24 protein-coding genes are annotated in these 26618 nt (G+C 61.3%); 11 read left to right on the top strand and 13 right to left on the bottom strand.

Annotated features, from left to right (window positions below; all coding sequences use genetic code 11):
- Window positions 1-127 precede the first annotated feature (127 nt).
- The 4 genes from lpdA to AC3WRD_RS16205 are packed head-to-tail and all read right to left on the bottom strand — an operon-like array spanning window position 128 to window position 5079.
- The gene (lpdA, locus tag AC3WRD_RS16220; RefSeq protein ID WP_102621994.1) at window positions 128-1501 is read right to left on the bottom strand and encodes a dihydrolipoyl dehydrogenase; all 1374 of its coding nucleotides are present in this window, start codon (window positions 1499-1501) and stop codon (window positions 128-130) included.
- Window positions 1502-1505: 4 nt separating this feature from the next.
- Window positions 1506-2783 (bottom strand): dihydrolipoamide acetyltransferase family protein, encoded by a 1278-nt coding sequence (locus AC3WRD_RS16215; RefSeq protein ID WP_102621993.1) that lies wholly within the window; start codon window positions 2781-2783, stop codon window positions 1506-1508.
- Entirely contained in the window at window positions 2784-3842 is a 1059-nt protein-coding gene (locus AC3WRD_RS16210; RefSeq protein ID WP_085711528.1) for an alpha-ketoacid dehydrogenase subunit beta, read from the bottom strand.
- 1 nt (window position 3843) lies between these two features.
- Window positions 3844-5079, bottom strand: coding sequence for a 3-methyl-2-oxobutanoate dehydrogenase (2-methylpropanoyl-transferring) subunit alpha (locus tag AC3WRD_RS16205; RefSeq protein ID WP_007965287.1), 1236 nt, complete (start codon window positions 5077-5079; stop codon window positions 3844-3846).
- 185 nt (window positions 5080-5264) lie between these two features.
- Here AC3WRD_RS16205 and bkdR point away from each other — a divergent pair, with 185 nt between their 5' ends.
- On the top strand, window positions 5265-5753 hold the full coding sequence (gene bkdR, locus AC3WRD_RS16200) for a Bkd operon transcriptional regulator BkdR (protein ID WP_096822555.1): 489 nt from the start codon (window positions 5265-5267) through the stop codon (window positions 5751-5753).
- A 55-nt stretch (window positions 5754-5808) separates the two neighbouring features.
- Here bkdR and AC3WRD_RS16195 read toward each other — a convergent pair whose 3' ends face one another.
- Window positions 5809-6216, bottom strand: coding sequence for a hypothetical protein (locus AC3WRD_RS16195; RefSeq protein ID WP_102621992.1), 408 nt, complete (start codon window positions 6214-6216; stop codon window positions 5809-5811).
- Window positions 6217-6367: 151 nt separating this feature from the next.
- Window positions 6368-7231: an MBL fold metallo-hydrolase gene (locus AC3WRD_RS16190; RefSeq protein ID WP_102621991.1), complete on the bottom strand. Its 864-nt coding sequence runs from the start codon at window positions 7229-7231 to the stop codon at window positions 6368-6370.
- A 99-nt stretch (window positions 7232-7330) separates the two neighbouring features.
- On the opposite strand from AC3WRD_RS16190, the gene AC3WRD_RS16185 reads away from it, so the two are divergent.
- From AC3WRD_RS16185 to AC3WRD_RS16175, 3 genes are read left to right on the top strand one after another with little or no spacing between them, the layout of a single operon-like run.
- Window positions 7331-7669, top strand: coding sequence for an ArsR/SmtB family transcription factor (locus AC3WRD_RS16185; RefSeq protein WP_007952897.1), 339 nt, complete (start codon window positions 7331-7333; stop codon window positions 7667-7669).
- A 38-nt stretch (window positions 7670-7707) separates the two neighbouring features.
- Window positions 7708-8952, top strand: a complete 1245-nt coding sequence (locus AC3WRD_RS16180; RefSeq protein ID WP_102621990.1) for an NAD(P)/FAD-dependent oxidoreductase — start codon at window positions 7708-7710, stop codon at window positions 8950-8952.
- A 9-nt stretch (window positions 8953-8961) separates the two neighbouring features.
- On the top strand, window positions 8962-9762 hold the full coding sequence (locus AC3WRD_RS16175; protein ID WP_096822551.1) for a sulfite exporter TauE/SafE family protein: 801 nt from the start codon (window positions 8962-8964) through the stop codon (window positions 9760-9762).
- A gap of 46 nt (window positions 9763-9808) precedes the next feature.
- Here AC3WRD_RS16175 and AC3WRD_RS16170 read toward each other — a convergent pair whose 3' ends face one another.
- Window positions 9809-10759, bottom strand: coding sequence for a polysaccharide deacetylase family protein (locus tag AC3WRD_RS16170; protein ID WP_102621989.1), 951 nt, complete (start codon window positions 10757-10759; stop codon window positions 9809-9811).
- Between the two features lie 150 nt (window positions 10760-10909).
- Between AC3WRD_RS16170 and AC3WRD_RS16165 the strand changes: the two genes are divergently transcribed.
- Together AC3WRD_RS16165 and AC3WRD_RS16160 are read left to right on the top strand one after the other, a co-directional pair.
- On the top strand, window positions 10910-12565 hold the full coding sequence (locus tag AC3WRD_RS16165) for an MFS transporter (protein WP_096822549.1): 1656 nt from the start codon (window positions 10910-10912) through the stop codon (window positions 12563-12565).
- Window positions 12562-13704: an HlyD family secretion protein gene (locus AC3WRD_RS16160; protein WP_102621988.1), complete on the top strand. Its 1143-nt coding sequence runs from the start codon at window positions 12562-12564 to the stop codon at window positions 13702-13704. Before AC3WRD_RS16165 ends, AC3WRD_RS16160 begins: the two co-directional genes overlap by 4 nt.
- 2 nt (window positions 13705-13706) lie before the next feature.
- Here the strand turns inward: AC3WRD_RS16160 and copD are convergent, their stop codons facing one another.
- Together copD and copC are read right to left on the bottom strand one after the other, a co-directional pair.
- Window positions 13707-14564 carry a copper homeostasis membrane protein CopD gene (copD, locus tag AC3WRD_RS16155; RefSeq protein ID WP_102621987.1) on the bottom strand — a complete coding sequence of 286 codons (858 nt, stop codon included), beginning with the start codon at window positions 14562-14564 and terminating at the stop codon, window positions 13707-13709.
- Between the two features lie 3 nt (window positions 14565-14567).
- The gene (gene copC, locus AC3WRD_RS16150; RefSeq protein WP_096822546.1) at window positions 14568-14930 is read right to left on the bottom strand and encodes a copper homeostasis periplasmic binding protein CopC; all 363 of its coding nucleotides are present in this window, start codon (window positions 14928-14930) and stop codon (window positions 14568-14570) included.
- Between the two features lie 194 nt (window positions 14931-15124).
- Between copC and AC3WRD_RS16145 the strand changes: the two genes are divergently transcribed.
- On the top strand, window positions 15125-15745 hold the full coding sequence (locus AC3WRD_RS16145) for a TetR/AcrR family transcriptional regulator (RefSeq protein WP_007952885.1): 621 nt from the start codon (window positions 15125-15127) through the stop codon (window positions 15743-15745).
- A 40-nt stretch (window positions 15746-15785) separates the two neighbouring features.
- On the opposite strand, the gene preA is transcribed toward AC3WRD_RS16145, so the two are convergent.
- The 3 genes from preA to hydA all read right to left on the bottom strand — a co-directional run bounded on the left by preA (window position 15786) and on the right by hydA (window position 20049).
- Window positions 15786-17060, bottom strand: coding sequence for an NAD-dependent dihydropyrimidine dehydrogenase subunit PreA (preA, locus tag AC3WRD_RS16140; protein WP_102621986.1), 1275 nt, complete (start codon window positions 17058-17060; stop codon window positions 15786-15788).
- The gene (locus tag AC3WRD_RS16135) at window positions 17061-18428 is read right to left on the bottom strand and encodes an NAD(P)-dependent oxidoreductase (protein WP_102621985.1); all 1368 of its coding nucleotides are present in this window, start codon (window positions 18426-18428) and stop codon (window positions 17061-17063) included.
- A 181-nt stretch (window positions 18429-18609) separates the two neighbouring features.
- Window positions 18610-20049 carry a dihydropyrimidinase gene (gene hydA, locus AC3WRD_RS16130; protein ID WP_102621984.1) on the bottom strand — a complete coding sequence of 480 codons (1440 nt, stop codon included), beginning with the start codon at window positions 20047-20049 and terminating at the stop codon, window positions 18610-18612.
- A 621-nt stretch (window positions 20050-20670) separates the two neighbouring features.
- Between hydA and AC3WRD_RS16125 the strand changes: the two genes are divergently transcribed.
- From AC3WRD_RS16125 to AC3WRD_RS16115, 3 genes are all read left to right on the top strand, one after another.
- On the top strand, window positions 20671-22155 hold the full coding sequence (locus AC3WRD_RS16125) for an NCS1 family nucleobase:cation symporter-1 (RefSeq protein WP_102621983.1): 1485 nt from the start codon (window positions 20671-20673) through the stop codon (window positions 22153-22155).
- A 30-nt stretch (window positions 22156-22185) separates the two neighbouring features.
- Window positions 22186-23469 carry a Zn-dependent hydrolase gene (locus AC3WRD_RS16120; RefSeq protein ID WP_102621982.1) on the top strand — a complete coding sequence of 428 codons (1284 nt, stop codon included), beginning with the start codon at window positions 22186-22188 and terminating at the stop codon, window positions 23467-23469.
- 71 nt (window positions 23470-23540) lie between these two features.
- Complete coding sequence (locus AC3WRD_RS16115; RefSeq protein ID WP_173861400.1) at window positions 23541-24461, top strand: DHH family phosphoesterase; 921 nt, start codon at window positions 23541-23543, stop codon at window positions 24459-24461.
- 5 nt (window positions 24462-24466) lie between these two features.
- Here the strand turns inward: AC3WRD_RS16115 and AC3WRD_RS16110 are convergent, their stop codons facing one another.
- The gene (locus AC3WRD_RS16110; protein ID WP_096822539.1) at window positions 24467-24676 is read right to left on the bottom strand and encodes a hypothetical protein; all 210 of its coding nucleotides are present in this window, start codon (window positions 24674-24676) and stop codon (window positions 24467-24469) included.
- A gap of 420 nt (window positions 24677-25096) precedes the next feature.
- On the opposite strand from AC3WRD_RS16110, the gene AC3WRD_RS16105 reads away from it, so the two are divergent.
- Complete coding sequence (locus AC3WRD_RS16105; RefSeq protein WP_102621980.1) at window positions 25097-26587, top strand: helix-turn-helix transcriptional regulator; 1491 nt, start codon at window positions 25097-25099, stop codon at window positions 26585-26587.
- Window positions 26588-26618: the final 31 nt, after the last annotated feature.

The raw sequence follows: 26618 nt of genomic DNA, 5'->3' as shown, positions 1-26618 counted from the left end.
AGGCTTCTGACGTTTTTTTGGATGGGCACAACAATACTTCATTCTTGAGCGGTTTCGCAGCCCGGGCGATGGGGGGAGCAGCAGATTTATTAGCCTGCTTATGAAAAAACTCCCCCGCGTCGGGTTTTTACAGGTGCAACGCATGCCCGAGGGCACGCAACGCCGCTTCCTGCACCGCTTCACCCAGCGTCGGGTGCGCGTGGATGGTGCCGCCGATGTCCTCCAGTCGCGCGCCCATTTCCAGGCTTTGCGCGAACGCGGTCGACAGCTCCGACACCCCGACCCCGACCGCCTGCCAGCCGACAATCACATGATTGTCCCGACGGGCGACCACCCGCACGAAACCGGTTTTCGATTCCAGGGTCATCGCCCGACCATTGGCCGCGAACGGGAAGTTCGACACGATGCAGTCCAGTCCCGCAGCCTTGGCTTCATCCGGCGTCTTGCCGACGACCACCAGTTCCGGGTCGGTGAAGCACACGGCAGCGATGGCGGTCGGGTTGAATTCGCGGGTCTTGCCGCTGATCAGCTCGGCGACCATCTCGCCCTGAGCCATGGCGCGGTGGGCCAGCATCGGCTCGCCGCTCAGGTCGCCAATGGCGTAGACGTTGCGCATGCTGGTCTGGCAGCGGCTGTCGATCTTGATCGCCGAGCCGTTCATGTCCAGGTTCAACGCTTCGAGGTTCCAGCCCTGGGTATTGGGTTTGCGACCGACGGCCACCAGCACCTGATCGGTTTCCAGGTTCAGGGTGTCGCCGTTCGGGTCGCGGACCTGCAACGTACCGTCGAAGCCCAGCACGCTGTGCTTGAGATACAGCTTCACGCCCAGTTGCTTAAGCGCGTCGTGCACCGGTTGGGTCAGTTCGGCGTCGTAGGCTGGCAGGATCCGATCCTGCGCCTCGACCACACTGACCTCGGCGCCGAGCTTGCGGTAGGCAATGCCCAATTCCAGACCGATGTAACCACCGCCGACCACGATCAGGCGTTTCGGTACCGACTTCGGCGCCAGTGCTTCGGTCGACGAAATGATCGGCCCGCCAATCGGCAGGATCGGCAGGTTGACGCTTTTCGAGCCGGTGGCCAGCACCAGATGTTCGCACTGGATGCGGGTGTCGCCGACGTCCACGGTCTTGCCGTCGACAACCTTGGCCCAGCCGTTGATGACCTGAACCTTGTGCTTCTTCAGCAACGCGGCGACGCCGGTGGTCAGGCGATCGACGATGCCGTCCTTCCACTCGACGCTCTTGGTGATGTCGAGGGTTGGCGCGGAAACGCTGATGCCCAGTGCCGAATGCTGGTTGTGATGTTGAGTCTGGTGAAACTGCTCGGCCACATGAATCAGCGCTTTCGACGGAATGCAGCCAATGTTCAGGCAGGTGCCGCCCAGCGATTCGCCCTCGACCAGAATGGTCGAAATGCCCAGTTGTCCGGCACGAATGGCCGTTACATAACCGCCAGGGCCGCCGCCGATGATCAGCAGCGTGGTGTTCAGAGTTTGCATTGCATCACTCCACAAACAGGGTCGCGGGTTGTTCGATCAGGCCACGAATGGCCTGGATGAAGAGCGCCGCGTCCATGCCGTCGACCACGCGGTGATCGAAGGAGCTGGAGAGGTTCATCATCTTGCGGATCACCACCTGGCCTTTGACGACCATCGGGCGTTCGACGATTTTGTTCACACCGACGATCGCCACTTCCGGCAGGTTCAGCACCGGGGTGCTGACGATGCCGCCGAGGGCGCCGAGGCTGGTCAGGGTGATGGTCGAGCCGGACAGTTCATCGCGGCTGGCCTTGCCATTGCGGGCGGCGTTGGCCAGGCGGGAAATTTCTGCCGCGCTGTCCCACAGGCTGCGCGCCTCGGCGTGACGCACCACCGGCACCATCAGGCCCACATCGCTTTGGGTGGCGACGCCGACATGCACCGCGCCGAGGCGGGTGATGACCTGGGCTTCATCGTCGTAGCGGGCGTTCATCTGCGGGAAGTCGCGCAGGGCGACGACCAAGGCACGCACGAGGAAAGGCAGCAAGGTCAGCTTGCCACGGCTGGCGCCGTGTTTTTCGTTCAGGTGGGCGCGCAGTTCTTCAATCGCGGTGACGTCGATTTCCTCGACATAACTGAAGTGCGCGGCACGCTGAGTGGCGTCCTGCATGCGCTGGGCAATCTTGCGGCGCATGCCGATCACTTGAATCTGTTCTTCATCGTTACGCTGGGCGTAAGCGGCGGCGACAGGTGCTGAAGCGTTCGACTGACCTTGCGCCAGATAGGCGTCGAGGTCTTCGTGCAATACGCGCCCGGCCGGACCGGAACCACGCACCAGACGCAGTTGGATGCCCAGATCCAACGCATGTTTGCGCACGGCCGGCGAGGCCAGCGGGCGTTCATCGGCTTCGCGGGCGACCATCGGGCCCTGGCAAACGGTAGCCGCCGGACGCGGCGCGGCAACAGCAGGCTTGCTTTCAGCGACGGCTTCGACTTTGGGGGCAACAGGTTCTTTCGCAGGAGCAGGAGCCGGTTTGTCGGACTCCTTCAGATTGCCTGCGCCTTCCACTTCGATGCTGATCAGAATACTGCCGACCGCCATCACTTCACCCGGCTGACCGCCGAGTGCAATCACCTTGCCGTGGACCGGCGACGGAATGTCGACCATCGCCTTGTCGGTCATCACATCCGCCAGCACCTGATCTTCAACGACCAGATCGCCGACCTTGACGTGCCACTGCGACAGTTCTACTTCTGCGATGCCTTCGCCGATGTCCGGCATCTTGATAACGTGCGTGCCCATTCAGACCTCCATGACCCGTTTCAGCGCCGCGCCCACTCGGGACGGCCCAGGGAAATACGCCCACTCCTGCGCGTGGGGGTAGGGGGTGTCCCAACCGGTGACGCGCTCGATCGGCGCTTCCAGGTGGTGGAAGCAATGCTCTTGCACCAGCGACACCAGTTCGGCGCCGAAACCGCAGGTGCGGGTGGCTTCGTGAACCACGACGCAACGGCCGGTTTTCTTCACGGATTTGACAATGGTTTCCAGGTCCAGCGGCCACAGGCTGCGCAGATCGATGACTTCAGCATCAACGCCGGATTCTTCGGCGGCGACTTGCGACACGTACACGGTGGTGCCGTAGGTCAGCACGGTCACGTCCTTGCCCGGACGGGCGATGGCGGCGACGTCCAGCGGCACGGTGTAGTAGCCGTCAGGCACCTGCGCGGCCGGGTGTTTCGACCACGGGGTTACCGGACGTTCGTGATGGCCGTCGAACGGGCCGTTGTACAGGCGTTTGGGTTCGAGGAAGATCACCGGGTCATCGTTTTCGATGGAGGCGATCAGCAGGCCCTTGGCGTCATACGGGTTGGACGGCATGACAGTGCGCAGGCCGCAGACCTGGGTGAACAGGGCTTCGATGCTCTGGCTGTGGGTCTGACCACCGTAGATGCCGCCACCGCAAGGCATGCGCAGGGTCATCGGCGCAGTGAATTCGCCGGCCGAGCGATAACGCAGGCGTGCCGCCTCGGAAATGATCTGGTCGTAGGCTGGGTAGACGTAGTCGGCGAACTGGATTTCCACCACCGGACGCAGACCGTAGGCGCCCATGCCTACGGCGGTCCCGACAATGCCGCTCTCGGAGATCGGCGCGTCGAACACCCGCGAGGTGCCGTACTTGGCCTGCAGGCCTTCGGTGCAACGGAACACGCCGCCGAAGTAGCCGACGTCCTGGCCGAACACCACAACGTTGTCGTCACGCTCAAGCATCACATCCATGGCCGAGCGCAGGGCCTGGATCATGGTCATGGTGGTCGTGGTCATGGCGGTTTCCAACTGAATATTGTTGTTGTGATCGTTCATGTCAGATCCCCAACTGCTGACGCTGGCGCTTCAAGTGCTCCGGCATCTCTTTGTAGACGTCTTCGAACATGGTCGCGGCGCTCGGAATCTGGCCGCCGGCGAGGGTGCCGTACTGTTCGGCCTGTTTCTGTGCGGCGATCACTTCGGCTTCGAGCTCGGCGCTGACGGCGGCGTGCTCTTCTTCCGACCAGTGGCCGACCTTGATCAGGTGCTGTTTCAGGCGGGCAATCGGGTCGCCCAGCGGGAAGTGGCTCCAGTCGTCGGCAGGACGGTATTTGGACGGATCGTCGGAGGTCGAGTGCGGGCCGGCGCGGTAGGTGACCCATTCGATCATGGTCGGGCCGAGGCCGCGGCGGGCGCGTTCGGCTGCCCAGGCGGAGGCGGCGTAGACCGCGTAGAAATCGTTGCCATCAACCCGCAGCGAGGCGATGCCGCAACCGACGCCGCGTCCGGCGAAGGTGGTGGCTTCACCACCGGCGATGGCCTGGAAGGTCGAGATCGCCCACTGGTTGTTGACCACGTTGAGAATCACTGGCGCCCGGTAAACGTGAGCGAAGGTGAGGGCAGTGTGGAAGTCCGATTCGGCGGTGGCGCCGTCGCCGATCCAGGCCGAGGCGATTTTGGTGTCGCCCTTGATCGCCGAGGCCATGCCCCAGCCCACGCCCTGGATGAACTGGGTCGCGAGGTTGCCGGAAATGGTGAAGAAACCGGCGTCCTTGACCGAGTACATGATCGGCAGCTGACGGCCCTTGAGCGGGTCGCGCTCGTTGGACAGCAGTTGGCAGATCAGGTCGACCAGCGGTACGTCGCGGGCCATCAGGATGCTTTGCTGGCGGTAGGTCGGGAAGCACATGTCGTCGATGTTCAAGGCCAGGGCCTGAGCGCTGCCGATGGCTTCTTCGCCAAGGCTTTGCATGTAGAACGACATTTTTTTCTGACGCTGGGCGACCACCATGCGGTTGTCGTAGATCCGGGTCTTGAGCATGGCACGCATGCCTTTGCGCAGGATCTCGACCGGGACGTTCTCGGCCCATGGACCGAGAGCATTGCCCTGGTCGTCGAGCACTCGGATCAGGCCACGGGCCAGGTCGGCGGTGTCGGCGGGTTCAACGTCGATGGAAGGTTTGCGCACCGTGCCGGCATCGGTCAGATGCAGGTAGGAGAAATCGGTTTTGCAGCCTGGGCGGCCCGAGGGTTCAGGGACGTGCAGACGCAGCGGTTCATACGCTTGGGTCATGGCTTCTACGCTCGATCTTGTGAATTTCTTGTAGTGAGCTGGCAGTCATTCTTCGATAAAAGAAATCTTGTCCTACAACAATCATAGGCCCGGGCAAGAAGAATATTTCTCTCTGTTTCGTTGCACTGGAGATCATTTGCAGATAGAAATTCTGCATAAACATAAAAAACAGGTGGTTTTGTCTCATGCGCAAACTGGACCGTACCGACATCGGCATTCTCAACAGCCTTCAAGAGAACGCGCGCATCACCAATGCCGACCTGGCCCGTTCGGTCAATCTGTCACCGACACCGTGCTTCAACCGGGTCAAGGCGATGGAAGAGTTGGGCCTGATTCGCGAGCAAGTGACTCTGCTGGACGCCGACCTGCTCGGGCTGCACGTGAACGTGTTCATTCACGTGAGCCTGGAGAAGCAGGTAGAGGAAGCTTTGCAGCATTTCGAAGAGGCGATTTCCGACCGGCCGGAAGTCATGGAGTGCTACCTGATGGCCGGCGACCCGGACTATCTGATCCGGGTGCTGGTGCCGACCATTCAGTCGCTTGAGCGCTTCATGATGGACTTCCTGACCAAGGTGCCAGGGGTGGCCAACATCCGGTCGAGCTTTGCGCTCAAGCAGGTGCGTTATAAAACGGCGTTGCCGTTGCCGGCGAATGGTTTGACGTTGGGTGTTTGAAGTCTGGGGTGCAGGGCTATCGGGTCAGCAGACGTCCTGCACATTGCCACAGGCATCAGAAAATGCGTCGGTACAGGTTGCAAATCAGCGGGAATATCACTTTGTGAGCCAATTCAAGGGCGATGTAGGTAACGACGGCAGCAAGAAAAGGGTCGAAACCGAGTGTGGTATCGGTCAGCCCGCCAAGATTGGTGAAGTAGGTGAAATGGTTAACGCAGCCCGGTGTGTCGAAGGTGAGGCCATATTGGGCGACACTGTCGGGAACGGAGCTGGACTCGCAGATTTTCGTTCCGGCAGTTCCCTCGAATTTCAATAGCCAGCCTAATGCCAATATGGACGCCACCCCAAGAATATCCGCTACAAGCCCGAACCGCCTCCCCATTCCTATGAAAATGACCTTGGATATCGCTAGCTCAACGAGCATTAGAAATGCGGTTCCCAATATAAAAAATGTAGTCGTCATCGAGGATCTGGCTCCAAGCCTTGGAAAAGCAAAATGCGTCATCAATGATGGCAAGTGGCCTTTATTTGGGCAAGGAATAGTCTTTGGAAGACAAATGCTTGGAGCTATCCGTGTCTGCTGACAGGCAGGCGCTTCTTATTGTTTTGGCACCTTATAACTTGTTGACAGGGATCTTCAGGTAAGTCACGCCATTGTCCTCCGCCGGCGGCATGTTCCCCGCCCGCACATTCACCTGAATCGCCGGCAGCAACAGCGTCGGCATGCCCAGTCCTGCATCACGTTTGGTGCGCATCTCGACGAACGCGGTTTCGTCGACGCCGTCATGCACATGGATATTGCTTTTACGCTGTTCGCCAACGGTGGTCTGACACTGTGAGGCGCGACCTTGCGGCGGGTAGTCGTGGCAGACATAGAGCTTCACGCTGGCGGGGAAGGCCAGCAGTTTGTGGATCGAATTGAACAGTTGATTCGCGTTGCCGCCGGGGAAGTCGCAACGGGCGGTGCCGACGTCGGGCATGAACAGCGTGTCGCCGACCAGGATCTGTTCGCCGTCGATCAGGTAGGCCATGTCCGCCGGGGTGTGGCCGGGGACGTGCAGGGCGGTGGCCTTGAGATTGCCGATCCTGAACGACTCGTTCGGCGCGAACAGGTGATCGAACTGTGAGCCGTCGACACGAAATTCCGGCTCCAGGTTGAACAGCGCCTTGAACACGTTCTGCACTTTGCTGATCGATTCGCCAATCGCGATCTTGCCGCCCAGCTCACGGCGCAGGTAGGGCGCAGCGGAAAGGTGATCGGCGTGAGCGTGGGTTTCCAGCAGCCACTGCACTTGCAGCTTATGGGCGCGAACAAAGGCAATGATCTTGTCGGCCTGGGCCGTGCAGGTGCGACCGGCGGCGCCGTCGTAATCAAGCACCGGATCGACGATTGCGCACTGCCCGCCATCGGCCTCGTAGACCACGTAGCTGTAGGTCGAAGAGGCGGGGTCTAGGAAAGCTTCAATCAGCGCGGGCATGGACACGGTCCTGTGCAGGAAGGTGGAAAGTCAGGGTTGCAACACTTTATGTAAAAACATAATGTTCGCAGCTTAAGTGACGTTGAAGGCATCCTGCAAATGCAATCCAGTCTGACCGAATGTGAAGTCGCCCAACTGCGGGCCTCGGCCTCCAAGGCCTGTTCGCTGCTCAAGGCCTTGGCCAACGAGGATCGGTTGTTGATCCTGTGCCAGTTGACCCAGGGCGAACGCAACGTCGGCGAGCTGGAGAAAATGACCGGCGTGCGTCAGCCGACCCTGTCCCAGCAATTGGGCATCCTGCGTGATGAAGGGCTGGTCGCGACCCGTCGTGAAGGCAAGTACATTTTCTACGGTCTCGCCAGTCATGAAGTCATCCAGGTGATGAAAACACTGTCCGGACTCTACTGCGGAGCCGTGCTCAAAAGCTGGGCGCAATAGACCCGGCTATCCTTGCGTGCAGCAATAAGGAACAAGCAATGAACGATCAACACTGGGGCCCATCCATCAGTGCGGACATCGTGGTCATCGGCGGGGGCACTGCCGGCATCGGTTTTGTCGCGAGCCTGCTCAAACGTGACCCGCACCTGAATATCACGGTGATCGAACCGAGTGCCCAGCATTACTACCAACCGGCCTGGACGTTGGTCGGCGGTGGCGCCTACGACGCCAAAGACACCGCCCGACCGATGAACAAGGTACTGCCGCGTCAGGCCACCTGGATTCAGGCGGCAGTGACCAACATCGATCCTGACACACGCCTACTCACCCTCAACGATCAACGCACCGTCACCTATCAGAACCTGATCGTCTGCCCCGGCCTGCGCCTGGCGTGGGAGAAGATCGAAGGCCTGCAGGAAAGTCTCGGCCAGCACGGTGTGACGTCCAACTACAGCTATCAGCATGCGCAATACACCTGGGAACAGGTGCAGAAACTGCGCGGCGGCAAGGCGCTGTTCACTCAGCCGGCGATGCCGATCAAATGCGCCGGTGCCCCTCAGAAGGCGCTCTATCTGTCCTGCGACCACTGGCTCAAGAATGGCGTATTGAACAAGGTCGAGGTTGAATTCAACCTGGCCGGCGCCGCGCTGTTCGGCGTGGCGACTTTCGTGCCGCCGCTGATGAAATACATCGAGAAATACAACGCGCGGCTGGCGTTCAATTCCAATCTGGTGAAGGTCGATGGCCCGGCGAAAACCGCCTGGTTTGACATCAAGGACGCGGACGGCAACGTCACCCGTCAGGCGAAAACCTTCGACTTGCTACACGTGGTGCCGCCACAGGTTTCGCCGGACTTCATCGCGCAGAGTCCGCTGGCCGAAGCCGCCGGCTGGTGCGAGGTCAACCCGCACACGCTGCAACATCCGCGTTATCCCGAAGTGTTTGCGCTGGGCGATATCTGCGGCACCACCAATGCGAAAACCGCGGCGGCAGTGCGCAAGCAAGTCGTGGTGGTGGCGGAAAATCTGCTGGCGTTGCGCAAGGAACTGGCGCTGCCACTGAAGTACGACGGCTACGGTTCCTGCCCGCTGACGGTGGAAAAGGGCAAGGTGATTCTCGCCGAGTTCGGCTATGGCGGTAAGTTGCTGCCGACCTTTCCCCTCGACCCGACCGTGCCGCGCCGTTCTGCATGGTGGCTGAAGGCGACCCTGCTGCCGTGGTTCTACTGGCACGGCATGCTCAAGGGCCGCGAATGGCTGACGAGCCTGTCCAAAGTCGACTGAGAACACTCTATGTTGCTGGCAAGTCTGTTTGGCGTGTTGATGGGGTTGATCCTCGGTCTGACCGGGGCCGGCGGCGGGATTCTCGCGGTGCCCGCGCTGGTGCTCGGACTGGGCTGGACGATGACGCAAGCGGCGCCGGTGGCGTTGTTCGCCGTCGGCAGCGCGGCGGCGGTCGGTGCCATCGACGGTCTGCGCCATGGTCTGGTGCGTTATCGCGCGGCGCTGTTGATTGCGGCACTTGGTGCAGTGTTTTCGCCGGTGGGCATCTACTTCGCCCATCAGTTGCCGGAAAAGATCCTGATGATCCTGTTCAGCCTGCTGATGGTGATGGTGGCGTGGCGCATGCTGCGCCGCGAACGCCAGGAGCCGGGCCCGAGCGATCATGGCCACGCCAGTTGGGGGCAGAAGAACTGCATGCTCAACGAACAGACCGGTCGCTTCGACTGGACCGCCAAATGCACCGCGACCCTTGCGGCGCTGGGTGCTGTCACCGGCGTGGTGTCTGGTTTGTTGGGCGTTGGCGGCGGGTTTCTGATCGTGCCGGCGTTCAAGCAACTGACCGATGTGCAGATGCGCGGGATCGTCGCCACTTCCTTGATGGTCATCAGCCTGATTTCCGCCATTGGCGTGATTGGCGCATTTCATGCCGGGGTGCGGATCGATCATCTGGGCGCGGCGTTTATCGTTGCGAGCATCGTCGGCATGATCGTCGGCCGCAAACTTTGCGCGCGGGTACCGGCGCGGGCGTTGCAGGTGGGGTTTGCCAGTGTGTGTCTGGTGGTCGCGGCTTATATGCTGCTGCGGGCGTGAGTCGTTAAGCAGAGAGAAAATCGCAGCCTTGGCTGCGATTTTTTTGTCACTGGTTGTACGCCGCCTCGGTGTTGTCGATCAGCGGGTTTTTCTCGGTCAGCACCACCTGGGCAATCTGATCCTTGCGCATGAATGTCACCTTCGGATGCGATTGCGCGTAACGGATAAAACGTTCCATCGCCTCGACCATCGCCGGCGTGCCGCCGATGCGGTCGTGCAGACTCACCGACATCATCCGCCGCTTGCTCGCGCCTTCGGCGTAGAGGCGATCGAATTCCAGCACCAGTTGCTGATAGAACTGCTCGGCGGAGAAGTGCCGGCCCTCGACCAACACGATGTCGTTGTTGCGCAGGGTGTAGGGCACCACGGCGAATTTGCGCCCGCGAACCATCGTCACGAAGGGTTCGTCGCGGCTGACGTCGTCGATGTGGTAGGTGAAATTCAGATCCTGCAGGACCTTCAACGTATTGGGACTGCGCCGCAGCCAGTTGGCGTTGTAGCCGACCGAGCGCTGGCCGGTGATTTTTTCCACGGCTGCGACGCCGTCGCCGATGAACTGTTTTTCCTGGGCGTAGTTCATGTTGTACGAATCGGCCCAGCGCATGCCGTGGGCTGCCAGTTCATGGCCGCGCTCGGCGATGGCCTTGGCCAGTTCCGGGTGCTTGAGCGCCGCTTCGCCGACCACATGGGAAGTGACCTTGATGCCGGTGCGGTCCCACAGATCAAGCATGCGCCACAAGCCTTCCTTGTAGCCGTAATCGAACCAGGTCTGCGCCGGCAGGTCCGGGTAGCCTTTGGGCAACGGTGTACCGGAGAACGGACTTTCAGCACCCTCGGGCTGGCCGCCGGTTTCGAATTGCATCGACACCGAAATCACCAGTTGCGAGCCATCCGGCCAGGGTCGTTCCTGGGCGAAGGCGAGGGCAGGCAGCATCAGGGCGGCTGCCAGCAGGTTTTTCAGCAGACGCGGGGAGCGTTGCCAGCGGGAAGTGGTCATAACGGGCACCTTGCAGGTTGAGAAGTGCTGCAAGGTTGGCATTCGCTACGCTTGGGAAAAATCCGCTGCGGGCGAGATGACCTTTAAACAAAATTTACGAATCCCGGCGACCCCGGCACACTGAAGCCATCTTCGGCACAAGGCCTTTCAATGAATCAATACGCCCCGCGCGACTGGCAGCCTCACGAGAAGCCCAGTCTGCCCGGTTCCCCCTCGACGCCGCTGCACTCCAACCCCAGGCGCCTGGCCTATGCGCTGGTGGGGTTGCTGGTGGCGCTGACCGGTGGTTTGGGCAATTCGCTGGTGGTCGCCAACCTGCCTTACCTGCAAGGCGCGATTGGGGCGACGACGGCTGAAATGGCCTGGTTGCCGGCGGCGTATGTAATGACCAACGTGTCGATGAACCTGCTGCTGGTGAAGTTTCGCCAGCAGTTCGGTTTGCGGGCGTTCACCGAGGTGTTTCTGGTTTTGTATGCGCTGGTGACCTTCGGCCATTTGTTCGTCAATGACCTGAGCTCGGCGATTGCGGTGCGTGCCGCTCACGGCATGGTCGGCGCGGCGTTGAGCTCGCTGGGCCTGTATTACATGGTGCAGGCGTTCCCGGCCAAATGGCGGATGAAGGCGCTGGTGCTGGGGCTTGGCACTTCGCAATTGGCGTTGCCGCTGGCGCGATTGTTCTCCGAAGACTTGCTGCAGATCGCCGAATGGCGCGGCCTGTACCTGTTCGAATTGGGCATGGCGCTGCTGTCGCTCGGCTGCGTGTTGATGCTCAAGCTGCCGCCGGGTGACCGCTTCAAGACTTTCGAACCCCTCGACTTTCTCACCTTCGCCATCCTCGCCAGTGGCGTGGCCTTGCTGTGCGCGGTGCTGTCCCTAGGGCGGATCGACTGGTGGCTCGAAGCACAATGGATCGGCATCGCCCTTGCCGCATCGATTGCCTTGATCCTCGCGGGGCTGGCCATCGAACACAACCGCAGCAACCCGATGCTGATGACCCGCTGGCTCGGCAGCGGGGTGATGATCCGCCTCGCGCTGGCGGTGATCCTGATTCGCATGGTGACCTCGGAGCAATCCACCGGCGCCGTGGGTTTCATGCAGAATCTGAACATGAGCAGCCAGCAGTTGCACAGCCTCTACGTGGTGATGCTGATCGGCAGCGTCGCCGGGCTGCTGACCAGTGCGCTGACCATCGACCCGAAACACCTGCTGATGCCGCTGATCGTGTCGCTGGCGTTGATGGCCACCGGTTCGATCATCGACAGCTCTTCGAACAACCTGACCCGCCCCGAAAACCTCTATTTCAGCCAGTTCCTGCTGGCGTTCGGCAGCACATTCTTCCTCGGCCCGACCATGGTTCTCGGCACGCGCAACGTGCTGACCAATCCGCGCAACCTCGTGAGCTTTTCGGTGTTGTTCGGGATCTGCAACAACCTCGGCGGCCTGATCGGCGCAGCGTTGCTGGGGACATTCCAGATCGTGCGCGAGAAGTTTCATTCCAGCCATATCGTCGAGCAACTGGTGCTGTCCGATCCGTTGGTGGCCGCCCGGGTACAGAGCGGCGGTTCGGCGGTCGGCTCCCTGATTGCGGACCCGAGCCTGCGCAACCTGCAAGGCATTCGCAGCCTGGCCAACGCCGCCACCCGCGAAGCCAACGTGCTGGCCTACAACGATGTGTTCATGCTGATCGCGGTGATCGCGATCTTGACCATGATCTGGATTTCCCTCCGTGCGCTGTGGCTGATCAGCACCACCAAAGCCGTCGCCCCGACACCTTCCGTACCTTCCAGCGGTGCCACTTCTTCATGACCGAACCGACCACCACGACCACCAATGCCATCGCCGCCACTCCCGAGGGAGAGGCGCCGCCGTCATCACCGAACACTGAACCGCGCTCGCTGCGGGTGCGGATCATCTCGTCGCTGGGCTTTGCCGCGATTGCCATCGTCGGTGTGCTGATCGTGCTTTACGCCTGGCAGTTGCCGCCGTTCAGCAGCGCGGTCGAGACCACTGAAAACGCCTTGGTGCGGGGGCAGGTGACGATCATCGGTCCGCAGCTCAGTGGTTATGTGTTTGAAGTACCGGTGCAGGACTTCCAGTTTGTGAAGGAGGGCGATTTGCTGGTGCGTCTCGATGACCGCATTTATCAGCAGCGTCTCGATCAGTCGCTGGCGCAACTGGCGGTACAGAAGGCTGCACTGGCCAACGTCGTGCAGCAGCGCAACAGCGCCGAAGCGACGATCAAGTTGCGGCAGGCGGTGGTGGCCGACAGCGAGGCGCAGCTGCGCAAAAGCGAGGCTGACTTGCGACGCAACACGGCGTTGGTCAATGACGGCTCAGTTTCCAAGCGCGAGATGGACGTGGCGCTGGCCGCCAATGCGCAGGGCATTGCGTCGGTGGCGCAGGCCAAGGCCAACCTGGAGATCGCCCGGCAGGACCTGCAAACGGTGATCGTCAATCGCGGCTCGCTGGAAGCAGCGGTGGCCAGCGCCGAGGCGGCGGTGCAACTGGCGCGGATCGATCTGTCCAACACCCGGATCATCGCCCCGCGCGACGGCCAGCTCGGGCAGATCGGCGTGCGCCTCGGTGCCTACGTCAATTCCGGGGCACAGTTGATGGCGCTGGTGCCGGACCAGAAGTGGGTGATCGCCAACATGAAAGAAACCCAGATGGACAACGTGCGGGTCGGGCAACCGGTGACCTTCACCGTGGATGGCCTGAACCACCGCAAGTTCACGGGTCATGTGCAGCACATTTCGCCGGGCACCGGTTCCGAATTCGCCTTATTGCAGGCCGACAACGCCACCGGCAACTTCGTGAAAATCGCTCAACGGGTGCCGGTGCGTATCACCATCGATCCGGGGCAGCAGGAGAGCGAACGGCTGCGACCGGGGATGTCGGTGGTGGTCAGCATCGATACGGCGGCGGGTGATACCCAGAAGCACTGACGTCAGGCAGCGATCATCGGCGGCAGGGTGCCGAGCACGGACACGGCCGCCACGGCACCGATCCCCAGCAACCACTCGAGCATCACGCTGCGCTTGAGGGTGTCGATCCGTTGTTCGCAATCACTGATGCGCAAGCGGTTGAACAGCGCCAGTGCGAGCATGCCGAACACCAGCAATGCCTTGATCAACAGAATCAGGGCAAATCCCGAGAACAACGGCGTCGGCCACCATTGGCCAGTGAGGACGCGCACGTTGATCAGCCCGGTGATCAACAGGCCGGCGACCAACACGTAGCCGAGCCCGCTGAACCGTTGCAGGACCTCACGAACCGTTTCGCCGGACTGGCGCAGGATCATCACCAGCATCAGCAACCCACCGAGCCAGGCGCCGACGCACGTCAGGTGAACCACCTGATTGAGGATCAGCATCTGGCCGCTGAAGCCGTCGAGCATGGCCCCGTGACCGACCGGGGCGAGGGTCATCAGCAGCAACGCGCTCAGGCCCAGCCGCAATGGTTGGCTCGATCGCCACGGGGTAAACAGCAACGCCAGCAACAGTGCATTGATCAGCAGATGCCAGCGCCACACCTGACCGAAAAATGTATGGCCCAGCACCAGCTCGACGGTGTCCGGATCGAACGCCGCAGCGGCCGAACCGGCCATGCTCGCGGTGATCAGCAACGCCCAGGCAACGCCGCTGACCAGCGCAATCGCCGCCAGCCAACGGGCCAGCCGCGCCAGGTGTCGATCCAGCGCCGGCGCTTCACCCTTGAGCAGCAGCGGCCGGAACAGCCAGGCCCCGAACAGCATCAACACCACGATGAAATGCAGGAACCGGCACAACACCAGCGCTTCACTCATGAATTACTGGCCAACCTTGAACTGATAGGCGCCTTCGCTCTTGTGCGTATCGACCGACACCGCGTGCCATTCGACCTTGTATTCGCCAGCGGTCAACGGTGCTTCGGGCGTGACGATCAGGGTTTTCTTGTCGCCTTCGGTGGTCAGCGGCTTGACCTTCACCGGCGCGCCATCGTGGGTCACGATGACTTTGGTGAAGCTGGCTTCGACGCCTTCGGAAAACACCAGGCGCAGATCCGCCGGCGCGGCGACGGTGCTGTCGGCGGCCGGGGTCTGGCTTTTCAGATGTGCGTGGGCGAACGCCTGGGAAGTGACGACCAGCGAGGCGAGCAGCGCGCCGGCGGTGAACAGGTTTTTCAGCTTCATGGGCAATCCCTTTTCAGTGAGTGACGGCGGACAGTATAGGGTGTGCCGTGCACGTTGCCTTGAGGTGAGACAAGGAGGCGGGTGGCGATCCTAAACCAGAAAAATGCCCGGGTGTGTGAAGAATCGTTCTTGGCTGTCGCCCCTTGCCCAGAGCGGATGCTAGTCTTCAACAACGTTGTCTTCAGGGAGCCCTCATGGGCAATCACAAGATCGAAATCCGCCGCACCAATGTCGACAAGATCCTGCTGGCGGCGGAAAAGGTGTTCGCCGAAAAAGGCTTCGGTGGCACCGCCATGGCCGACATCGCCGCCGAAGTGCAATTGCCGCGTTCCAACCTGCATTACTACTTTTCGACCAAGAGCGAGCTGTACAGCGCGGTGCTGTTCGACCTGCTGGAAGTGTGGAAGCAGGACGCCCTGTGCTTCGAGATGTTCGATGATCCACGCGTGGTGCTCAGCAGCTACATCCGCGCCAAGATGAATCATTCGCGCAGCCGGCCGTATGGCTCGAAAGTCTGGGCCAACGAAATCATCCACGGCGCGCCGACCCTGGGTGAGGCGCTGGATGTCAGCCTGTACGACTGGGCCAAGATGAAAGAGGCGAAGATTCGTCAGTGGGTGGAAGACAAGCGGATTCTGCCGGTGGAGCCGTCGAGCCTGCTCTATATGATCTGGGCGTCGACCCAGCACTATGCCGACTTCGATCACCAGGTGAACATTCTGAATGAGCATCAGCCGTTGTCGGACATGCAGTTCGAGCGGGCGGTGCAGACGGTGACGAGTGTGATTTTGCGGGGGATCGGGTTGGAGCCTTGATCGATCGTTCCCACGCATCGACGTGGGAACGATCTTTGGCTCAGGCACTTACATGGTAGGGATTGCGCGGATCATGATTCCAGTCCAGAAACGGCTTGCCCGTCTCCATCGGCACCATCTCGATGCAGTCCGCCACCGGGCAGGTGATCTGGCACAGATTGCACCCCACACACTCATCATCGATCACTTCATATGTGTGCGTGCCATCGGCCTGTTTCAGGCTGCTGATTGCCTGGTGTGACGTGTCTTCGCAGGCAATGTGGCACCGCCCGCAACCGATGCACGCTTCCTGATCGATCTTCGCGATGACCTGATAGTTGATGTCCAGGTACTTCCAGTCGGTCGTATTGCCCACCGCACGCCCGGAGAACTCGGCGATGCTGGCGTAGCCCTGACTGTCCATCCACCGCGACAAGCCATCCTTCATTTCATCGACAATCCGGAAACCGTGGAGCATCGCCGCCGTGCACACCTGCACCGCACCGCTGCCCAGTGCAATGAACTCCGCCGCATCGCGCCAACTGCCGATGCCACCGATGCCACAGATCGGCAGGCCTTGAGTCTGCGGATCACGGGCGATTTCCGCGACCATGTTCAGCGCTATCGGTTTGACCGCCGAGCCGCAATAGCCGCCGTGGGTGCTTTTGCTGCCGACGGTGGGCAGGGCGACCATGTGTTCGAGGTCAACACTGGTGATCGAATTGATGGTGTTGATCAGCGACACCGCATCGGCGCCGCCCCGGTATGCGGCGCGGGCGGCGACGCGGATGTCGGTGATGTTCGGTGTGAGTTTGACGATCACCGGCAGCGAGCAATAGGTCTTGCACCAGCGCGTGACCTGCTCGACGTACTCCGGCACCTGACCGACTGCCGCGCCCATCCCGCGTTCGGGCATGCCGTGGGGGCAACCGAAGTTCAGCTCGATGCCGTCGGCGCCGGTGGCTTCCACCAGCGGCAGGATGTTTTTCCACGACTCTTCGACACACGGCACCATCAGCGACACGATCAACGCGCGATCCGGCCAGTCCTTTTTCACCTGGGTGATTTCCCGCAGGTTGATTTCCAGCGAGCGGTCGGTGATCAGTTCGATGTTGTTGATGCCCAGCACTTCGCGGTTGGCGCCGTAATGCGCCGAAAAACGCGACGACACGTTGACCGCCGCCGGGTCTTCACCCAGGGTTTTCCAGACCACGCCGCCCCAGCCGGCCTCGAAGGCGCGCACCACGTTATAGGCTTTATCGGTCGGTGGCGCGGAGGCCAGCCAGAACGGGTTGGGGGCTTTGATACCGGCGAAGACAATCGAGAGATCGGCCATTTACGCAGCCTCCACGTTGAGCATCAGTTGAGCGTTGATCGCCTCGGCGGCGCGCTTGCCGTGTTGCACCGCTTGCACGGTCAGGTCCTGATCGAGGCTGGTGCAGTCGCCGCCGGCGTACACGCCGGGGATGCTGGTGCGCAGGTTTTCATCGACCTGGATGCGTTCGCCCTGACGCTTCAGCTCGCGGGCCAGCGGGTCGGCGAGGGCGCTGCCGTCGAAGGCCTGGCCGATGGCTTTGAAGATCGCATCGGCGGCCAGCTCGAACGTCTCGCCAGTGGTTTGCAGGCGACCTTCCACCAGATGCGTACGGGCGAAGCGCATGCCGCGCACCTTGCCTTGAGCATCGAGCAGCACTTCGTCCGGTTGCGCCCAGGTCAGCAGCCGCACCTGATTGGCCTTGGCAATGTCCTGCTCGTGGCCGGTGGCGCCCATGTCTGCCGCGCCACGGCGATAGACCAGATTGACGTCGCGGGCACCGAGGCGGGCCATTTGCACGGCCATATCGATGGCGGTGTTGCCGGCGCCGAGGACGATGCAGTGTTCAGCCAGCGGCAGTTGTGACAGGTCATCGGCCTGGCGCAGCTCGCGGATGTAGTCGGTGGCCGCGAGCAGGCCGGGCGCGTCTTCGTGGGCCAGGCCGAGTTGCTTGCTGGCGTTCAGGCCGAGGCCGAGGAACACCGCATCGAACTGCTGATGCAGCTCGCTCAAGGTCAGGTTATCGCCGAGTTTCTGCCCGTGGCGGATTTCGATGCCGCCGATTTGCAGGAGGAAATCCAGTTCCTTCTGCGCGTAGTCGTCGACCAGTTTGTATTTGGCAATTCCGTATTCGTTGAGCCCGCCAGCCTTCTCCCGCGCTTCGAAAATCACCACGTCATGACCGTGCATGGCGCTGCGATGCGCGCAGGACAGACCCGCCGGGCCGGCACCGACCACGGCGATGCGTTTGCCGGTGGCGGCGGCGCGCTGGAACGGGTGCTCGGTGAAGTGCGCGTTGTCCACGGCGTAGCGTTGCAGCAGGCCGATCAGCACCGGCGCGCATTCGTGGGCGTTGTTGCGCACGCAGGCTTGCTGGCAGAGGATCTCGGTCGGACAGACCCGCGCGCAACTGCCGCCGAGGATGTTCGCCGAGAGGATTTTCTGCGCGGCGCCCGGCACGTTGTCCTGATGGATGTTGCGGATGAACGACGGGATATCGATCTCGCTCGGGCACGCATTCACGCACGGCGCGTCGTAGCAATACAGGCAGCGCGAAGCTTCCAGATGCGCCTGACGGTCGTTGAGCGGCGGTGCCAGATCAGTGAAATGGCCGGCGAGGGCGGCCGCACTTTCGTGCGGGTGCGGGAGATGATTCAGGGTCTCGATCACGGTTTTTTGCCTCACGGTTATTTGAGGTTTTCTGCCTCTGTCGGGCAGTGGTTTTTTGTTGTCGATCGTTCCCACGCTCTGCGTGGGAATGCCTCAAGGGACGCTCCGCGTCCAGTGACGCGGAGCGTCACGGGCTGCATTCCCACGCAGAGCGTGGGAACGATCATCGGTAATCAGGGAATCAGCGTTTGACGGCCACAGGTCTGTGCAACTCAGCCCGCTTGCTCAACAAGTCAAACACCGCCGGATACGCCGGCCGTTCGATATACCGCCCGGCCCCACGCTCGGCGCGCAGGTCGCCGTCGGCCCAGACCACCCGGCCCTGGCTGACGGTATGGCTCGGCACACCGGTCACGGTCTTGCCTTCGAAGATGTTGAAGTCCACCTGCTGATGGTGGGTCTTGGCGGAGATGGTGCGGGTGCCTTGCGGGTCCCACAGCACCAGGTCGGCATCGGCGCCGACGCGGATTGCGCCCTTGCGCGGATAGAGATTGAAGATTTTCGCGGTGTTGGTGGAGGTGAGGGCGACGAAGTCCTGCATCGACAACCGTCCCGAGTTCACCCCTTCATCCCACAACACCGCCATGCGGTCTTCGATGCCGGCGGTGCCGTTGGGGATCTTGCTGAAGTCGTCGCGGCCGGCGGCTTTCTGCTCGGCGCAGAAGCAGCAATGATCGGTGGCGGTGGTGTGCAGATTGCCGCTCTGCAAGCCATGCCACAGCGCCTCCTGATGCCCGCGCGGGCGGAACGGCGGGCTCATCACGTAACCGGCGGCGGTCTGCCAGTCCGGGTGCTGGTAGACGCTGTCGTCCAGCAGCAGATGCCCGGCCAGCACTTCGCCGTAGACCGGTTGACCCTTGCTGCGGGCGTAGGTGATTTCGTCGAGGGCCTCCTTGGTCGAGACGTGTACCAGGTACAGCGGCGTGCCGATGGTTTCAGCGATGCGGATCGCCCGGCTCGCGGCTTCACCTTCGACCTGCGAGGGCCGCGACAGCGGGTGCGCTTCCGGCCCGGTGATGCCCTGGGCCATCAACTTGCGCTGCAGGTGATAGACCAGCTCGCCGTTTTCCGCGTGCACGGTCGGCACGGCGCCGAGTTCCAGGCAGCGCTCGAAACTCGCCACCAGCGTGTCGTCGGCGGCCATGATCGCGTTCTTGTAGGCCATGAAATGCTTGAAGCTGTTGATCCCGTGCTGGCTGACCAGTTCGGCCATTTCCTCGCGGACCTGCTCGCTCCACCAGGTGATCGCGACGTGGAAACCGTAGTCGGAGGCGGACTTCTCCGCCCAGCCACGCCACTGATGAAACGCTTCGAGCAGCGACTGCTGCGGATTGGGAATCACGAAATCGATGATCGAGGTAGTGCCGCCGGCCAGGCCTGCGGCGGTGCCGCTGTAGAAGTCTTCGCTGGCCACGGTGCCCATGAACGGGAGTTGCATGTGAGTGTGTGGATCGATGCCGCCGGGCATCAGGTATTGGCCGCTGCCGTCGAGCACTTCGGCGCCGGCGGGAATATCCAGGTTTTCACCAATGGCTTTGATCACGCCGTCAGCGCAATAGACATCGGCGCGGTAACTTTCATCATGGGTAACAACGGTGGCGCCACGGATCAACAGAGACATTCCGAGTTCCTCGCAGGCATGACCGACTTGTGCCGGTTCTAGATGTTTTATTGTTTGCAGCGCCAATGCGTAATCTTGTCAGCGCTGTCAGGAATAGACGCTAGTCGCAGTTTTACAATTGAGCAAGAATATTTTTTATAAGCTTATATCTGTTTTAAGTGACTGATAAATAACGATAAAAATACAAAATCACCAAAATGGTGAGGTGCTTCACCATTTTGACGCACTTGACAGGTTGGAAATATGAGCAAGATTTCCTATGTGAAATCAGCCGCTTGAAGTTGAGCTGCGGTTGATCGCCCACGACGAAAAAAAGTGCAGTGCACCAGATTGAGTCCTGACAGTTCGGACAACTTGCCTGGCATTTAGCCTGAGTGTTCAGTCAAGTTTTCCCGGCCTCATAAGGTGAATAATTAAAACTGATAAACATCAGTTGGTTACGCAAAGTTGAAAGCACGGCCCGATGCGAAAGCGGGGCACCCGGCACGTTTATTGATGCCGCCGCTGACACCATGGCCGGTGCAAGAAAGTTGTCAGTTCCTCCGGCCATCGTCCGGCTTGCACCCGCGTGTGCAGCCGCCTGATGAGCAAAAAAATAATCAGAAGAACAGTGGAGCGGCCATGCAACAGAACAGATCACAAGTGATCGAGCGCGACGGCTTGTTCGAGCTCGAAGCCGGCAGCGACGTCCTCGACAGTCCCCGTTACAACCACGACATGGCACCGACCAAGGTGCGCGAACGAACCTGGAACAAATGGCACATCACCGCGCTGTGGATCGGCATGTCGATCTGCGTGCCGACCTACACCCTCGGCGGGGTGCTCACCGCGTACTTTGGCCTGACCGTTGGCGAGGCACTGCTGGCGATTCTGTTTGCCAACGTCATCGTTCTGATTCCCCTCACACTCAACGCGTTTCCCGGCACCAAGTACGGGATTCCGTTTCCCGTGCTGCTGCGTTCGTCGTTCGGAATTCTCGGCTCCAACGTGCCGTGCCTGATCCGGGCGCTGGTGGCGTGCGGATGGTTCGGCATTCAGACCATGTTCGGCGGGCTGGCAATTCACCTGTTTCTCGGCTCGGTGTTTGAGGGCTGGAAATCCCTCGGCGGGACGGGGGAGGTGATCGGTTTCATGATTTTTTGGGTGCTGAACCTGTGGGTGGTGATTCGGGGTGCCGAGTCGATCAAGTGGCTGGAAACCCTGTCGGCACCGTTGCTGGTGGCGGTCGGCATCGGCTTGCTGGTGTGGGCCATGCCGAATGTGTCGATGACTGAACTGCTGGCGATTCCGCCGAAGCGTCCCGAAGGTGCGAGCGTGGTCAGTTACTTCGCCGCCGGGCTGACAGCGATGGTCGGTTTCTGGGCCACCCTTTCGCTGAACATTCCCGATTTCAGCCGATATGCCCGCAGCCAGAAGGATCAGATCCTCGGGCAGATTTTCGGCCTGCCGCTGACCATGTTCCTGTTCGCCGCACTGGGCGTGGTGATGACCGCCGCGTCGGTGAAACTGGTGGGCGTCAGCGTCTCCGATCCGGTGACCCTGATCGGCCATATCCAGAGCCCGGTGTGGGTCGCGGTGGCCATGGCGCTGATTATCATCGCCACGCTGTCGACCAACACCGCCGCCAACATCGTCTCGCCAACCAACGATTTCCAGAACATCGCGCCCAAGGTCATCAACCGCACCAAAGCGGTGATCCTCACTGGCTTCGTCGGTCTGGCGCTGATGGGCCATGAACTGCTGAAAAAGCTCGGATGGATTGTCTCCGATGTCAGCCTGGAAACCGTGTATTCGAACTGGCTGCTGGGCTATTCCAGCCTGCTCGGGCCGATCGCCGGGATCATGGTGGTGGACTATTTCCTGATCAAGAAACAGCAACTGGACCTGGCCGGCCTGTACCGCGACGACGTGTACCCGGCGTGGAACTGGGCCGGGTTCATCGCGTTCGGCGTGCCGGTGGTGCTGACCCTGCTGTCGCTGGGCAGCAGCGCATTCAGCTGGTTTTACAGCTACGGCTGGTTCACCGGCTCGGCGCTGGGCGGGTTGATCTATTACGGGTTGTGCGCGATGCGGACCAGCCCGGTGGTCGTCAAATCGCCGTTGTAATTCCCATAAGAACTGCCTGAGGAGATCCCCATGAACGCAGCCGTAGACGTTCTGCAATCGACCCATCAGCACATCAACCGCGACCGCTTGTGGGCGTCGCTCATGGAACTCGCCAAACTCGGCGCCACGGTCAAGGGCGGGGTCTGTCGCCTGGCCCTGACCGACCTCGACCGCCAGGCCCGCGACCTGTTCGTGCAGTGGTGCAAGGACGCCGGTTGCAGCGTCACGGTCGATGAAGTCGGCAACATCTTCGCCCGCCGCCCTGGCCGTAACCCGAACCTGCCCCCGGTGATGACCGGCAGCCACATCGACACCCAGCCCACCGGCGGCAAGTTCGACGGTTGCTTCGGCGTGCTGGCCGGGGTCGAAGTGTTGCGCACCCTCAATGACCTGGGCGTGGAAACCGAGGCGCCGCTGGAAGTGGTGGTCTGGACCAACGAAGAGGGCTCGCGCTTCGCCCCGTGCATGATGGGCTCCGGCGTGTTCGCGGAAAAGTTCACCCTCGAGGAAACCCTGGCCAAGGTCGATGCCGACGGCGTAACCGTCGGCGAAGCGCTGAACGCCATCGGCTACGCCGGGCCACGCAAGGTCAGCGGGCACAAGGTCGGGGCCTACTTCGAAGCACATATCGAACAAGGACCAATCCTTGAAGACGAGCAGAAAACCATCGGCGTAGTACTCGGCGCGCTGGGGCAAAAGTGGTTCGACCTGAAACTGCGCGGCGTCGAAGCCCACGCCGGCCCGACCCCGATGCACCTGCGCAAGGATGCTCTGGTCGGCGCTTCGGTGATCGTCGGCGCGGTCAATCGCGCGGCCCTCGGCCACCAACCCCACGCCTGCGGCACGGTCGGTTGCCTGCAAGCCTATCCGGGCTCGCGCAACGTCATTCCCGGCGAAGTGCGCATGACCCTCGACTTCCGGCATCTGGAACCGGCACGTCTCGACTCGATGATCAGCGAGGTGAAACAAGTCATCGAAGCGACGTGCGAAGAACACGGCCTGAGCTATGAACTGACCCCGACCGCCGACTTCCCGCCGCTGTACTTCGAAAAAGGCTGTGTCGAAGCCGTGCGCGGTGCCGCCAAAGGTCTGGGCCTGTCGCACATGGACATCGTCAGCGGCGCCGGACACGACGCAATCTTCCTCGCCGAACTCGGCCCGGCCGGTATGATCTTCGTGCCGTGCGAAGGCGGCATCAGCCACAACGAAATCGAAAACGCCGCGCCGGACGATCTGGCGGCCGGCTGTGCAGTGTTGCTGCGGGCGATGCTGGCGGCTTCGGCGGCGGTGGCGGGAGGACAGCGCGCCGCCTGACTTCAAACTGTCATCTGTACGTGCGACGTTGCCGCCCCTGAAAGGAAAGCCAGGGACGCGCAATGTCGCCCATCAAAGTCATCACCTCAGGCTCGGCGTATCTGGACATCGACGCCTACGCCTGCTGCATCGCCTACGCAGAGTTGCTCAACCTGCAAGGCATTCCTGCCCGCGCCGTCAGCAGCGCAAAACCCAATGCCAGTGTTTCGAACACCGTGCTCGGCTGGGGCGCGGTGCTGCACGATTACCGCCCGACTTCGAACGACGAGTTCGTGCTGGTCGACGTCTCCGATTACCACCATTTCGACCCGATGGTCGCACTCGATCGGGTGGTGGAAGTCATCGACCATCATCCGGGCTTCGAAGACCATTGGGCACAGACACTTGGATCGGCCGCCGACATCCGCCCGATCGGCGCGGCAGCGACTCAGGTGTTTCAGCGCTGGAAAGCCGCAGGCTTGGTGCCAAGGATCAGCGAGCAAAGCGCCGCGCTGCTGGCCACGGCGATTCTGGACAACACGCTGAATTTCACCGGGCAGATGACCACAACGGCGGACATCGATGCCTACGCCGAACTCGCGCCACACGGGAAACTCACGGCGGACTGGCCCGGGCAATACTTCCTCGAGTGTCAGGCCGCCATCGAATCAGACATGTCGGCTGCATTGGCCGCCGATCTCAAACGCATGAAACCCGAAAGCCGGTTGCCTGAGGTTTTTGCGCAGATGACCGTGTGGGATGCCAACGCGCTGATCGAGAAGTATCGCAGCGAGATTTGCCGCTGGATGGAGGGGCAGGGTGATGACTGGTTGCTGAACGTCATCTGCATCAGCCAGCACAAGAGTTGTTTGCTGGCCGAACCCGTGGTCAGCCAGCAGAAGTTGAGTCGTTTGCTGCCGATGGAATGGCAGGCTGGGTTGGCGTTTCTAAAACCCTCGATCTTGCGCAAGGAACTACTGAGCCTGGGGCTGAACGCAAACTCAGGCGGGTGAAGTGATTACCCGGGATTGTCGGTTTTACTCGCCGCGCCTTTTCGTCGTTCAACGCCATTCGGGTTGCCAACGTCCAGCAATCGTCTTTCCACCAGCACGTTCTCGAGCGCCTGGCGTTCGGCTGGCGCCATCTGGTGTTCGCGCTTTTTCAGCTCCAGCAGGATGGGGCTGGACCAGGTGCGATAGGTCTGTTCGATGAGGCGGTTGGATGTCATCAGTCTCTCCTTGATCAAGAGCCCGGTGTAGCTGGCAGGGGCTCAATCCGATGAGGTACTAACGTTAGTCGAGAAAGCCGAAAGTCGCGAACGCCGCCGGTGGGAGCTGACGAGACCAATCGTCGCACCGTCGCAGACGTCCGGGCCGAGCCATCCGTGTTTCGCGTCGGCTATGACGACCCGCAGCTGCGCAATGAATTGCTGATCCACGAGCCGATCCACGTGGTGATGCCGGCGGATCACCCGTTGGCCCGGCGCGACGTATCGGGCGGACGATGCCTCGCCGGTGCTCAAGCTGTTTCTGGATACGCTGCGGGAACTGGCCGATCACGCATCGCGATAATCAGGGACAAAGTTGCCCGGCACGATCACAACGGCCTGCGGTCGTAAACTTCACATGCGTGCATTTGTGGAGAGCCAATGAGCCGGGACGTCCTGACCACCGAAACCAATCGCCGTCAGTTGCAGCAGATCATTGCCGGCCTGTCCGACGGGGTGATTCTGCTGGAACTCGACCAGACGATTCTCTGGGCCAACGAGGCGGCGCTGGCGATGCATGGCGTCAGTCGCATCGGCGAGTTGGGCAACAACGCCGGGGAATACGTCGAGCGTTTCAATCTGCGTTATCGCAACAACCATACACTGACGCTGGAGCAGTACCCGATCAGCCGTGTGGCCGCCGGCGAGACCTTCAGCGACGTGCTGGTCGAAGTCACCCCGCGCAGCGATGAGGAGCGCACCTGGGTGCACAGCGTGCGCAGCATGGTGTTGACCGACCGCGACGGCGAGACCGAGTCGTTGGTGCTGATCATGAGCGACGTCACCGATTGGGCCAACGCCGAGCAGCGCTTCGAAAAAACCTTCAATGCCAACCCGGCGCCGGCAGTGATCTGCCGCCTCAGCGATCTGCGTTACATCAAGGTCAATCCGGGGTTCCTGGAAATGACCGGCTACACCCGCGATCAGGTGATCGGCGCCTCGACCTATGAACTGGATATTCTCGAACAGGCCGAGCGCAAGGACCTGGCGATCCAGCGCCTGCGCGATGTCGCGACCATTCCGCAGATGCAGGCTGAATTGCGTCTGCCGGACGGTGGCAGCAAGCAGGTGATCGTGGCGGGGCAGCCGCTGGTGCTCAATGACGAGGACTGCATGCTGTTTTCGTTCGTCGACATGGAGCCACGGCACAAGGCGGAAGTTGCCTTGCGCCAAAGTGAAGAGCGGTTCGCCAAGGCCTTTCGCCTGACCCCGGTGCCGATCCTGATTTGCAGTGCCGACGAGCAGCGGCTGATCGACGTTAATCAGGCCTTTCTCGATGCCCTGGCTTACGAGAGCGACGACGTGCTCGGCAAGACCGTCGCACAACTGGAATTCATCGATGAACCGGCGGAACGCGCCCGGTTGCTGGCGGCGCTGGAGAAGACCGGTCGGGTCGATCGCGTCGATATGCGGATCCGCAAGAAAGACGCCGAATTGCTGGAGTGCGCGGTGTCCGCCGACACCGTCAACATTCAGGACACGGTGTGCTATCTGCTGGTGCTGATGGACATCACCGAACGCAAGCGCACCGAGCTTGAGCTGGTGGCGGCGATTGAAGAGGTGATGAAGGATGCTTCGTGGTTCAGCCGTACGCTGATCGAAAAACTGGCGAATGTGAAGAAGGTCAATTCGCCGCAACTGCCGAGCGTGTCGTTCACCGATCTCACCGCCCGCGAGCGCGATGTGCTGGGGCTGATCTGTGAGGGGCTGGCGGACAAGGAGATTGCTGCGCGCTTGAAACTGGCGCCGAACACGGTGCGCAATCATGTGGCGACGGTGTATTCGAAGCTCGATGTGCACAGTCGCAGTGAGGCGATTGTCTGGGCTCGGGAGCGTGGGTTGTTTTCGGGGAGCAGCAGAGGGCAGCGGTAAGGTGCAAATGCACTAGTTCATGGGGTGCAAA

This window comes from Pseudomonas sp. FW215-R2 (assembly GCF_058789255.1).
This window is presented reverse-complemented; position numbering and strand designations above follow the sequence as displayed.